This is a genomic window from Psychrobacter maritimus (assembly GCF_904846345.1).
Classification (GTDB): Bacteria; Pseudomonadota; Gammaproteobacteria; order Pseudomonadales; family Moraxellaceae; genus Psychrobacter; species Psychrobacter maritimus.
In genome coordinates this window covers 61,008-73,788 of sequence record NZ_CAJHAJ010000004.1, presented here as the reverse complement: position 1 = coordinate 73,788, position 12,781 = coordinate 61,008, and the positions used below count along the sequence as shown (strand labels likewise).

At 44.0% G+C, this 12,781-nt stretch carries 12 protein-coding genes; 9 read left to right on the top strand and 3 right to left on the bottom strand.

All coding sequences use genetic code 11. The features are described 5' to 3' along the window. Window positions 1-8 precede the first annotated feature (8 nt). Window positions 9-314 (bottom strand): hypothetical protein, encoded by a 306-nt coding sequence (locus JMX50_RS06875; RefSeq protein ID WP_201565338.1) that lies wholly within the window; start codon window positions 312-314, stop codon window positions 9-11. Window positions 315-435: 121 nt separating this feature from the next. Beyond that, window positions 436-996, bottom strand: a complete 561-nt coding sequence (locus JMX50_RS06870; protein ID WP_227670955.1) for a hypothetical protein — start codon at window positions 994-996, stop codon at window positions 436-438. Window positions 997-1,303: 307 nt separating this feature from the next. Here JMX50_RS06870 and dnaQ point away from each other — a divergent pair, with 307 nt between their 5' ends. The 9 genes from dnaQ to JMX50_RS06825 all read left to right on the top strand — a co-directional run bounded on the left by dnaQ (window position 1,304) and on the right by JMX50_RS06825 (window position 10,781). Next, window positions 1,304-2,908, top strand: a complete 1,605-nt coding sequence (gene dnaQ / locus JMX50_RS06865) for a DNA polymerase III subunit epsilon (RefSeq protein ID WP_201628970.1) — start codon at window positions 1,304-1,306, stop codon at window positions 2,906-2,908. Between the two features lie 177 nt (window positions 2,909-3,085). After that, complete coding sequence (locus JMX50_RS06860; protein WP_201628969.1) at window positions 3,086-4,768, top strand: hypothetical protein; 1,683 nt, start codon at window positions 3,086-3,088, stop codon at window positions 4,766-4,768. A 105-nt stretch (window positions 4,769-4,873) separates the two neighbouring features. Then, complete coding sequence (gene nudC / locus JMX50_RS06855) at window positions 4,874-5,962, top strand: NAD(+) diphosphatase (protein WP_201628968.1); 1,089 nt, start codon at window positions 4,874-4,876, stop codon at window positions 5,960-5,962. 123 nt (window positions 5,963-6,085) lie between these two features. Continuing rightward, entirely contained in the window at window positions 6,086-6,937 is an 852-nt protein-coding gene (locus JMX50_RS06850) for an RnfABCDGE type electron transport complex subunit B (RefSeq protein WP_227670954.1), read from the top strand. A gap of 53 nt (window positions 6,938-6,990) precedes the next feature. Further along, on the top strand, window positions 6,991-7,686 hold the full coding sequence (nth, locus tag JMX50_RS06845) for an endonuclease III (RefSeq protein ID WP_201563550.1): 696 nt from the start codon (window positions 6,991-6,993) through the stop codon (window positions 7,684-7,686). A 79-nt stretch (window positions 7,687-7,765) separates the two neighbouring features. Next, window positions 7,766-8,362 (top strand): DJ-1/PfpI family protein, encoded by a 597-nt coding sequence (locus tag JMX50_RS06840; RefSeq protein ID WP_201563552.1) that lies wholly within the window; start codon window positions 7,766-7,768, stop codon window positions 8,360-8,362. A 144-nt stretch (window positions 8,363-8,506) separates the two neighbouring features. Further along, complete coding sequence (gene metK / locus JMX50_RS06835) at window positions 8,507-9,673, top strand: methionine adenosyltransferase (protein WP_201628967.1); 1,167 nt, start codon at window positions 8,507-8,509, stop codon at window positions 9,671-9,673. A gap of 136 nt (window positions 9,674-9,809) precedes the next feature. Continuing rightward, entirely contained in the window at window positions 9,810-10,163 is a 354-nt protein-coding gene (locus JMX50_RS06830) for a DUF3144 domain-containing protein (protein WP_193031653.1), read from the top strand. A gap of 252 nt (window positions 10,164-10,415) precedes the next feature. After that, window positions 10,416-10,781 carry a hypothetical protein gene (locus tag JMX50_RS06825; protein WP_201628966.1) on the top strand — a complete coding sequence of 122 codons (366 nt, stop codon included), beginning with the start codon at window positions 10,416-10,418 and terminating at the stop codon, window positions 10,779-10,781. 201 nt (window positions 10,782-10,982) lie between these two features. Here JMX50_RS06825 and JMX50_RS06820 read toward each other — a convergent pair whose 3' ends face one another. Then, the gene (locus JMX50_RS06820) at window positions 10,983-12,638 is read right to left on the bottom strand and encodes a BCCT family transporter (protein WP_201626064.1); all 1,656 of its coding nucleotides are present in this window, start codon (window positions 12,636-12,638) and stop codon (window positions 10,983-10,985) included. Window positions 12,639-12,781: the final 143 nt, after the last annotated feature.

Genomic DNA, 12,781 nt, shown 5'->3' with positions numbered 1-12,781 from the left:
TATACGGGTTAATCTGGCACTTCATAATTGGCTTTTTCTGGATTCAGACCAAATGAATACACAAAGGTAGCAACCAAGCTATTCACAATAATAAAAGGCAAGTCAACGGCAACGTGTCCAAGCAAATAGCGACCGATAAGCCATGAAATAATCAGCATAATAATAAAAAATCCGCCAAGATAGGCTAAGATTGCTGGATGCTTAAGGTTATAAGGCTGCTCAGGTTTTGGCTGTTTATCTAGAATATAGGTTCTGACTGCCCAACCCGCCGCATAAGAAAATCCGCCTAACACCACATAACTAAAAAAATTCATATTGCCTGACTCTAATGACGTATTTGTTGATTACAGAAAGCTTTAATGGTTTATAAATAGCTATGTTCGCTTATTATCATACCCGATAATGAGCTATTTATATAAAGGGTTGTCTATAGTTTTACTGGCTGCTCTCATTCACATTATCAATCACAATGTTTGAATGAGGATTGGCTAAAATATCCGTATTGACCTCGTCACACTCGACACGGTAAATGGTATTGGCACCGCGATAAATGTAGGATAAATACTCACTATCAAGTAGCGGATCGATATTGGCATAGACAGGCTTCACATGCGCCAGTACCAACACTCTGTCTGGACGCCCAATGACCGCATCGACATTGTCAGGGTCAATAGAGAAATACGTGGGTATGTCGCTATTTGCAATCACCTCTAACGGCTCAGCATCATCCCAAACGCGCTTAGCGCTTGCCGGCTCTTTCATCTGCATCACCCACGCGCCGCCCTGTTGGCTGACTTTTATCTGTGCAGGCTCGTCATGACTGACGGTATAGCAGCCTTCAAATATGGATAAATCCGCTGCCGTCTGCATCTGTTTAGTATCAGCTGGCGTATTGCTATCATTGCAAGCACTTAAAAACAGTGCGCTACTGACTGTGATAGCGACCATCAAGGGCGGCCATTTTTTATAAAAAACGTTTGGGCGTACGGACATCATAGGGTTATCCTGCATTTGCATATAAAAAGCTGATATTGAGCGTCTAACTGTTAAAAATAATCAAAAGAAAACAATCAAATCGTGCCATCGCACTACAATCGCAGCCATTTTAACAGAAAACCACCGCGTTATTATTATCATCACTACTATCATCTGTGCTTTTACGATTTTGTGCATGCCAGCTGCCCATAGCTGGGATAGATTTGCTATACTCAAACCTAAAATATATCGTGCTAGCTGGTGTAAAAATAGCACTACCGAAACCGCCCTGCTCCACGTTTACCATTTATTAGGTCAATACGCTTTTATGTCAGACACTTCTACTTCAGCGCAGTCATTTAATATTAATAACGCCATAAATCCGTTGGCCGCAAAACCCAATACGACAGTTGCTTATACCGATGGTGCTTGTAAAGGCAATCCGGGTGCTGGCGGCTGGGGCGCGCACCTGATATTTAGCGATGGTTGTACGCAGGATTTATATGGTGGTGATAAAGAAACGACCAATAATCGCATGGAGCTGATGGGCGCGATACAAGCACTGACCCACAGTCCGCATGAGCACAACCTTGAGATTTGGACAGACTCAAGCTATGTCAAAAAAGGCATTACCGAATGGATTGAGGGTTGGAAAAAAAGAGGTTGGAAAACGGCAAGTAAAAAGCCCGTCGCCAACCAAGACCTTTGGCAGCGACTAGATGAGCTCTGCCAGCAGCGTGATGTTGATTGGCATTGGGTTAAGGGTCACGCCGGACACGCGGGCAACGAAAAAGCGGATGAGCTAGCAAATTTAGGCGTGACCTCTAACAGTGAAAGTGCTGCCCTAATCAACTCGCAAGAGACTGCTAAAAAAAAAGAGCAAATAGTGACCGATAATACCCAGAACGCTAGCGATGATTGGCTAAAATTTGATCCATTAGGTTTTGATATGATGGATGATGAGCTTGATGCAGAGTTATTAGACAGTCAAAACCATCATGATACGATGATAACTACAGATGCTTTAGCTGCAGAAAATAGCAATGAGCACCATGCTACCAAACCAATAAGCGATACAGTGATGCCAGACACCAGCACAAATAACCAAATAGCAGCTATAGCAACTGACATAACAGCTGATATAGAGACCAGTAGCGAAGCCGATACGCCAAAATTTGATGGTGATACTAGCCGTGCCAACCCGTATTTTATACCGCTGCTGCCAAAGCCCATCCATCGTCATGAATCTGACCGCCAGCTTATTATGGATACCGAGACCACAGGTCTTGACCCAATGAAGGGTGACCGTATTATTGAAGTCGGTATTGTAGAGATGGTCGGGCGTAAATTTACCGGTGAAAAGCTCCACGTCTATATCAACCCGCAGCGCGGTATGGATGAAGAAGTTATCCGCATTCATGGTATCTCTGAGGCGTTTTTAACCGATAAACCAACCTTTGATCAAGTCGCTCAGGCGCTGTATGACTTTATGGACGGTGCCGAAATCATCGCTCATAACGCCACCTTTGATATGAACTTCTTAAATATGGAGTTCGCCAAAGTTGGCATGCATGACTTTGCAGAGCGCGTCCAAGTGACCGACTCGCTGGTGATGGCCAAGCAGCAATATCCGGGGCAAAAAAACACTCTAGATGCCCTCGTGCGCCGCCTAGATGTCGGTAAGCAAGACCGTACTTTCCACGGGGCATTACTTGACTCAGAGATTTTAGCTGAAGTTTATTTGGCAATGACCGGCGGACAAGTCACCCTTGCTATCGAGGACGACACCCAAGCCGATGGCGGACATACCGCCCATGCAAGCTTTGCTAATTTGGCCTCTTTATTACTAGAGTCCAGTAGCAATGAGAGCGCCAATCAAAGCTGGTACGCGGCGCTTGCAGAGGATTATCCTGCGCTTAAAGATAAAATGTAGCCGTTATAACCCCCATCATTAAAATCGCTTTTTTTATTAAAATAACCTCTTATACTGGCGGTTAAGTAAGTTAGTCTTGATTATTATGACAATAAGCGTTAAAACCTTATTGATATTATTTTTAATTGATCATAAACCATTGCTATTTTCATCAGTACGTCATGGAAAAAAACAACTATGAACCATTCTACGCAAATGAAATTAACCGCCCCAACCTTGAGTGTGACTGATTTTAACCTGCCATCACTGCATTTATTGCACGATGAAATTAAAGTCATATTAAAAGATACTGAGATTCATTTGGGCGAATTTAATGATGATAATAGCCAAGCGCCTTTATTATTAGATTCTATTATTGTGTTAAAACAGCTGTCTTGTATTTTTGAGCTGATTGCTCTGGCAGGTGCAGAGGCGCTCAACACCGCTATCGCGCATGGTTTACAGCAGCTTTATGATAGCGGTGATAATAGCGATACGGCTTTGATTATGGACTTATCAGAAGCCATTATGACGCTTGATCGTTATATTGAGTTTGTCTTATTGACTGAGTCAGTAGAGCCGACTTTACTACTGCCTATTATTAATAAGCTCAATGCTCACGGGCAAGAAGCACCAATCGCCGCTGATTATTTTTCAACCTTTGGTAGCAGCAGCGTCAGCATTGCCAACCCTGAAAACAATTTTCAACCGCTGCACGAGCTCAATCTTGATAGCGAATTACTGACTTACGCTTATCGTAGTGGACTTGGGGTTGCGTTGTTAAATCAAGACGGCAACGTGAGCGACGATGAGCAGAAAAAACTCGATGCCATGTCAGCAGCTTGTGCTTTGATAGCTGCAAACTCTAACCGTTTGTTTTGGCAGGCAGCAACTGCCGCTGTGGCGGATATTGCCAGCATTTTACCGCTGAACTTAAGCCAAAAACACACGCTTATTTACTTAGAGCAGCAGTTCCAAAGCTATCTGCCCGTAATGGACACACGCTTTGCAGACTTAGTCAGCTTTGCTTGCCAGCGCGATACGGCAGAGGCCAAAATTCTACGTGAACAATATGCTGCCAATCAGTTAGAGACGCCGCAACTTGAGCAAATGGCGCGCTTCTTATTTGGTCCTAATCGTGCTTTGACGGACACTTTAAACACCATTATTCAAGCACAAATCAATAATATCAAAGAGAATGTCGATAGCTACGCACGCGGTGATTCTATCAATCCTGTCGATATGCAAACCTCGCAAATCACTGAGCAGCTGACCGAGCTGAGTTCAGCATTCCGATTGTTAGGCTTAGCAAATGCTGCAAACAGTTTGAGTACCGCAGCGGAGGCAGTGAGCAAATGGCGCGCGCCTACGCCAGAAGATTTTGACCATTTATTATTGGCATTGATGCACGCTGAAAATGCCACTATCGCCATGGCAGAAATGCACACCCCAGGGGCTATTTATTTACCTTTGAACAATCCGCATATCTCATTACATCAGCTAAATACCGCCTATGATACGCTGATACAAGAGAGCCGTACCGCCATTGCCAGTGCCGAACAAGCCATCAATGACTATTTGGCTGAACCTGAGCGTGATATCCTTAATATTCAAAATATTCCTGAAATGCTGCGTCAAGTGTCAGGTGCGGTGCGGTTTTTACAATTGCCAACCCCTGCTAGCATGCTCGGCCAATTAGCGAGTTATTTGCAGCAGCGTATTGATAGTGGCGCACGGATTGATGATGGTACCTTGGCTTATATCGCCGATGTCATCATGGCCGTTGACCATCATTTAGATGGCTTTGAGAACAATCGTCCCGTGAGTAAACAGGCGCTAGATATCGGGCAACAAAGCTTAAGCCAGTTGCTTGCTGCCTAATAGCTAGTTTATTTACTTACTGAGTTATCATTTAACTGTCCACTTTAAACAGACTCATATCGATACGGATATGAGTCTGTCTTTGATTGTTTGGAAACTTATCCTATGACCCACGCCTTTATACTTCGTGACGAGACGGTTTTATGTCGTCAAACGCCCAATGGCTGGTGGCCTGTACAGGTTCAGTTACCAGATTCGGTTAATGATACAGCGTTAAACACTCATGACATTCATGACATCCATAACATTCAGCCAGCTTATCAAGTTGGACGAGTCACGCTCCTTGAAAGCTTAGCGCCGACTCATTGGTTACCTAATAACGATATAAAAAGCAGCACGCTCAGCATTGATAGTGCAGATAGCGCTAGTTTGGCTGATTTTGAAACCGATACTGCCAATACTTTTACATCACAAGCGGCCATTGCCATTACTTATGACTATGCCATAGCCCATCATATTGACTTACCTAGAATTTTAGAAGGTCATGATTTAGAAAGCAACGCTCTAAAGAATAACGATTTAACAAGTAATAGCGACGAGAAAATTAGTCCAGACACCGATACTTGCGCTTTTATTGCGTATCGTCTACTTATCACGCAGCTGCCATTCGCGTTATCTGACCAACTTAGCCAAGCCATACAGTTATTACGTTGGCAAGCAGATACGCAGTTTTGTAGTCGCTGTGCCGCTCCCGTGGTACATGCCGCAAGCGCTGAGCGTGCGATGGTCTGCCAAGTTTGCCGCTTACGCCAGTATCCACGTGTGCAGCCGTGCGTTATTACCGCCATTACCCGACCGAATCCGCAAACGGGTGCAATGCAAATATTATTGGCGCACCATCACCGTTATGGGCAGCAAAAAACGCCTCAGCAAGCGCTACAATATGGTTTGATTGCCGGTTTTGTAGAAGTCGGTGAAAGCTTAGAGCATGCGGTGGTACGCGAAGTGGCAGAAGAGGTGAATATCAGCCTCAAAGATATTCGCTATGTCAGCAGTCAACCTTGGCCGTTTCCGTCTAATTTAATGCTTGGTTTTCGAGCCTCTCATGCTGGTGGTGACATCGTCATACAAGAAGATGAGCTGTCACATGCAGATTTTTTTGATCTGTCAGATTTACCGAAAATACCGTCAAAAGGCAGCATTGCTTATGCGCTGATTGCCCAAATTGCTCATGAACAAGGCATCTCACTTTAATGGATATTTAATTCATAAGGGCAAGATGTCTTTTTATAAATATAGATGTTCTTAATAAATATCGCTATTACCCTATTTATTTTAATATCAGCATCTAGCATTGATATAAAGGTTTTACATTAAATGCAAAGCACCATGAATAAAAACAGCAGTCATATCCGTCTCACCAATCTACCTATCTTGTTCGATAGCTTGAACATAGAGAGCTTGCCGGCCGCCACCCAAGCAAAGATTGCGCGCATTGACGCCTGCTTGCCGCAAACCCAATGCGGACTTTGCGACCATGCTGATGGCTGCTTACCGTATGCGGTGGCGATTGTTATCGACAATGAGCCTTATAATAAATGTGTGCCCGGCGGTCAGCCTGTGACCGATGCGATTGCACAAATCATCAATCAAGATAGCAGCGATATACAACCATTTAGCGCTGAGCCGTCAAAATGGCCGATAGATGTAAGCTCACAGCGTCCAGTAGAAGTGCGCGCGGTGATTCGAGAAGATGATTGTATCGGCTGTACCAAATGCATCCCTGCCTGCCCTGTTGATGCCATCGTCGGGACTGGCAAGCATATGCATACTATTTTTACGGATTTATGCACAGGCTGTGAGCTATGTATCGCGCCCTGCCCGGTTGATTGCATTGACTTGGTCACCGTTGAGCGTACCCTATCAACAGCTGAGCGCACGCTTGAACAAGAGGATTTGCGCCAGCGTTATCATACCCATCTAAGACGCGTCAGTGAGCAATTGGCGGATAGCAGCAATAGTAAACCTGTGGTTAGCATGGTGGAGGCAAAACTGAATAATGCCGCCAGTCAATCGTTGAATATCAGTGAAGCACAAGCAAAAAATACCATTGCAGCGGCAAAGCTACGCAGTAAAATTAAGAAGTTAGAAAAGCAGCTTAGCGTACGGCCTAATGAGAGCAAACAAGCAGAGCTTAATGAATTAAAAGCTGAGCTTACACAACTTTAATAGCCAATATCTACTCCTGACTAACCAATGAAAAAAATAATGGTAACAATACCATGAGTAAAACCGTTAAACATAAAACTGCTGATACCCCGCCATCGAGGCGGATGCCCAATCGTGATGTGCGTCCGTTTTTTGAGAAGTTGGCTGCGACGATTGATGAGCCAGTAACTGAGCTCAATTATAGCAGTAACTTTGAGCTGCTTATCGCGGTCATATTATCGGCGCAGGCAACCGACGTCAGCGTCAATATTGCCACCAATCAGCTTTATCCGGTAGCGAATACGCCTGAGTCCATTTTGGCATTAGGCGAAGAAGGACTGAAAGCGTATATTAAGAATATTGGCTTATTTAATGCCAAAGCCAAAAACGTCATTAAAACCTGCCGCGACTTGATTGAGAAGTTTGATAGCACCGTCCCTGATAACCGTAAAGACTTAGAGTCTCTAGCGGGTGTCGGGCGGAAGACGGCGAATGTGGTCTTAAATACCGCCTTTGGGCAGCCGACGATGGCGGTCGATACCCATATCTTTCGCGTCGGCAACCGTACGGGACTTGCCACGGGTAAAAATGTCTTAATCGTTGAGAAAAAACTGCTCGAACGTATCCCCGATGACTTTATCGTTGATGCTCACCATTATTTGATTTTGCATGGGCGCTATACTTGTCAAGCTCGTACCCCAAAATGTGGCGCTTGTCCTGTTTATGAAGAATGTATGTTTAAGGATAAAGCGGCATTTTTAGAGCTTTAAAGGCTTTGAGAACCTTAAAAACTTTCAAATATCTCCTTTCTAAATACTTCGGCTTAATACTTTAATTTAAGGAATCAGAATGCAGACCCTGACCGCACTCGTATTTGACGACTTTGAAACTTTAGACTTATTTGGGCCTATTGAGCTATTTGGTAGCTTACCTAACGATTTTCGCATTCAGTTTGCGTCAATGAAAGGTGGTATCATTCATAACCATCATGGTGTTGCCTTACAAACTGTCGCAGTAGCAGAGTTAGCCCAGCAAACGAATATATTATTGGTCGTCGGCGGTAAAGGTACACGTCCACTGATTAATGATAGTAAGTTTTTGCAGACCCTGACTACGCTCGCTGATAACGCCGACTGGGTGCTTAGCGTCTGTACGGGTAGTGCTTTATTGGCGAAGGCAGGTATTTTAGACCATAAACGAGCCACGTCAAATAAGCGTGCTTGGCAATGGGTAACCGAACAATCAGATCAGGTTGATTGGATAAAGCAGGCGCGCTGGGTGGTAGATGGCAAGTTTTATACTTCTTCAGGTGTCACGGCTGGCATGGATATGGCGCTTGGTTTTATTGCTGATAGACAAGGTCGCGATAGCGCAAAAGAAGTCGCTGACTATACAGAATACCGCTGGCAAGAAGACAGCCGCCTCGATGATTTCTACAATTGTTAGCCGTCATGGCTGACACTAGAGTTTTACCTCGATTCACGGTAAAATATCATAATTTTTTGATTCACTTTTACCTTCTATTTTCCGTTAACATTTAATAATGACTGATTTTATATATTACAGTCCCTGCAATTAAGCGATCCCACTATGCGCGAATATAATTTATTTACCTCAGAGTCTGTGAGCGAAGGCCATCCAGATAAAATGGCTGACCAAATCTCAGATGCTATCCTTGATGCCATTTTACGCCAAGATTTACATGCCCGTGTGGCGTGTGAAACGCTGGTTAAGACAGGCGCGGTCATACTAGCAGGCGAAGTCACCACGACTGCCAATATCGACGTTGAACGTATCGTCCGTGATACAGTAAATGGCATCGGTTATCATCACTCAGACTTGGGCTTTGATGGCGAGACCTGTGCCGTTATTAATATGCTGGGTAAGCAATCTCCTGAAATTGCTCAAGGTGTCGATCGTAGCGATCCTGAAGAACAAGGTGCCGGCGACCAAGGCTTAATGTTTGGTTATGCCAGCAATGAGACCGAAGTATTGATGCCAGCGCCTATCGAATATGCCCATCGCTTGATGGAGCGTCAATCTGAGCTGCGCCGCGGCGGTGAGCTGCCTTGGTTACGTCCCGATGCCAAAGCCCAAGTTACCCTCAAATATGACGGTAATAAACCGGTTGCCATTGACGCCGTGGTTTTATCAACGCAGCATGATCCAAGCATCTCGCAAGCAGACCTGCAAGAAGCGGTAATGGAATCTATTATTAAGCAAGTATTGCCAGCAGAGTTATTGCATGCCGGTACGCGCTACCATATCAATCCAACGGGCAAATTTGTCATTGGTGGCCCTGTCGGTGATGCTGGTCTTACCGGTCGTAAAATTATCGTTGATACTTACGGCGGTATGGCGCGTCATGGTGGCGGTGCATTTAGTGGTAAAGATCCTTCAAAAGTCGATCGCAGCGCTGCCTATGCAGTACGTTATGTGGCCAAAAACATCGTCGCTGCCGGTATCGCAGATCGCTGTGAGTTACAAGTGAGCTATGCGATTGGGGTTGCTGAACCGACTTCGATTTCAATTAACACTTTTGGTACTAACAAAATCAGCAACGATGAAATCATTAGCTTGATTCGTAAGCATTTTGACCTACGTCCTTATGGTATTACGCGTATGCTGAACTTATTGCAGCCGATGTACCAGCAAACGGCAACCTTTGGTCACTTCGGTCGCCAAGGTTCTGAAACCGCCTTTACGTGGGAAAGAACTGACAAAGCGGAAATCTTAAAAGCAGATGCAGGTTTATAAGCCTAACGTTAGACAGTTTACTATCTTATCCATTTTTTAGATTTATCCAGTCTTTATCCTTTTTAAGTTTAAAGACTGGCGTGATATATTTAAATTTACTTACCCTTATTAGGAGTCGCTTATGTCTCAAGACAATATGCCAAACAATGCCCAAAATGATGATATTGATGCCGCTCTTGAAATCACCCCTGAGATGCAAGCGTTTTATCAGCGTGCCGATGCGATTATTGGTGTGGCAAACAGTCAACTAGGTCCTGAAGCGCATTCAGGTCAAGTAGGCGCGTCACTGCTTTATGCGGCGGCACGTTATAGTGCGTCAGTTGCCTCGATTGGCTTTGTAAAGGGTGATGATTTCGCCAAAGAAAAAGACGATATCGTTGAGTTTTATACCAAACAATATCGCCAAATGCTGAGCGACAACTTGACCGACTACGCACAGAATTTTGATAAGTACGTGCAGCTTAATAAAGATGATAAACCTGCGCAGTAAGCTATATAAAATATGATTGCAGAATTTTATTAAGAAGTAACATAAATAACCCAAGCCTTATAAGCTTGGGTTTTTTTATCTGTTTTGCACTAGATGACTGAGCATAAATCCTTTACTATCAAATATCTTACGAGCAAATGTTCTATGATTAAATACTAACCATTGCATTGATGATAGACTTTTTTAACACAAACTTTTGATGCAAAATGAATAATTAAAAGCACGTATACATAAAATATAAGGATATTTATTATGAGCGCTCTATCTAAACCATGGCTATCTCTATTAAAGCCTTCTACCCTCGCCCTATCACTCACCATAACCTTGACGCTCGGCTTAGCGGGTTGTAACAATATCAGCACTAACTCTAACTCAAGCCCTATGCCTGATAACACAGCTATTCAGCCGCCCGCTTCTAATACCAGCCAACCTCCAAAAGGAATCGTTGCCCAGTGTCCAACCTTTGATCCCGAAAAAACCATGTGTACGGCGCAATACGATCCGGTCTGCGTAAAAACACAAGTGGGCTCAGTGATAAGCTATCGCACGGCGGGCAATGCCTGCTCAGCTTGTAGCACCCCTGAGGCAATCAGCTATGTAAAAGGCGAATGCTCATAATGAATGTCTAAAACAGTAACGCTGATTTTAAAAGCATATCGTTAAATACCTATCCTTCTCTAGACACGCATAAATTATTAAACGCCCATAAAAAATCCCAGTGTTAAGCTGGGATTTTTTATATTTTTACTGCGACTGTTTTTTAGCAAACCTGCTATGAACATTTGCTACATAGCTTTTAATTATAGCTATTACTCATCACTAGTCATCAGTCGGCTTTAGACTTGGTGGTCCGGTTAATAATTCCTCATCGCGGAACTCATTGGCTGAGTTATGCTCGGCAGATTCTTCAGTGATAAACCACTGCTGATTACGATAAAGTATCAATCTATCACGGCTCAAGCCCCGCAGTAATGAATACATCATAATGACAATGACCACGGCAAACGGAAAGCCCGAGACAATAGAGGCTGCTTGTAGCGCACCCAAACCGCCTGCGGCTAATAACACCGCCGCGATAACCCCTTCGGTACCTGCCCAGAATAAGCGCTGGATTTTTGGTGGATTGGTATCGCCGCCTGAGGTCAGCATATCAATCACAAAACTGGCAGAATCTGATGAGGTGACAAACCAAAGGACAATCATCACCACGATAAGCCCGTTCAGCGCTGCCGTCAGCGGATACGACTCCATCAACTTAAAGATAGCACTACCGGTATCCGCGCGCACTGCTTCAACCAGTCCAGGGCTTACCATATTTGGGTCAACCGCCGCCATCAGCTCCATATGCACTGCTGAACCACCAAAGGCAGTGAACCATAAAAACAAAATGGTAATAGGGATTAATAATACCCCTAAGATAAACTCACGAATGGTACGACCACGAGAAATACGGGCAACGAATACCCCAACGAATGGTGACCAACTAATCCACCACGCCCAGTAGAACACTGTCCATGATGACTGCCAGTTTGCTTCACCTTCATAAGATTCCGTCCATAGCCCAAGTGGAATTACTTGATGTAGGTAATTACCGATATTCTCAAAGAAGCTGTTAAAGATAAACTGGGTTGGACCCAAAATAATCACAAAGCTTAATAGCACAATGGTAAAGAAAATATTGATATCACTTAAACGCTTAATGCCTTTATCAAGTCCCATCAATAGTGACAATCCTGCCAGCATAGTGATAAAAGCAATCAAGATAATCTGCACGGTGATGTTATTTGGAATACCAAATAGACTCTCAAGCCCTGAGTTAATCTGTAGTACCCCAAGACCTAAAGTCGTAACCACACCAAACATGGTGCCAAATACCGCCAGCGTATCAACGATATGACCCATAGGGCCGTAGATTTTTTTGCCTAGTAACGGATATAAGGTTGAGCGAATGGCCAATGGCAAGCCGCGGCGATAATGAAAATACGCCAACGATAACGCCACCATGCCATAAATTGCCCAGACATGCAGACCATAATGCAAGAACGAGATGTTCATCGCTTGCTTAGCCGCGGCAATGCTTTCAGGCTCACCTAAGGGCGGTGCCATAAAGTGATATAGCGGCTCAGCCGTCCCCCAGTAGAGCAAGCCAATACCAATACCGGCCGAAAACAGCATGCCAATCCAAGAAACAATATTGTACTCTGGGGTCTCATTTTGGTGACCCAATCTAATATCGCCATAGCGGCTAAATATCAGATAGATACTCATCACCAACGTTAAGTTGACCACCATGATAAAAAACCAACCAAAGCGCATCGATACAAATGCCTTCGCTTGGCCAAACACTTCGCTTGCCAATTCATTAAAAAAGGCACCGAAGATAATAAATGCGAGGATTAAAATCGCTGAGGTTAAAAAAACAGGTTTACTTACCCGTGGAAAAGGGCCCAATCGGCCAACTTTAACGTGATCCATTCAGTCGTCTCAATTTTTTAGGACGCCAACCTTAACAAGATATTTACAAACTATCAAATCCGGTCAGTCATCTGTTAATGGGCAAAATTAAAAAATCCTAAGATAACGATGCATCTTAGGATTTTAAATGACAATTATTATAT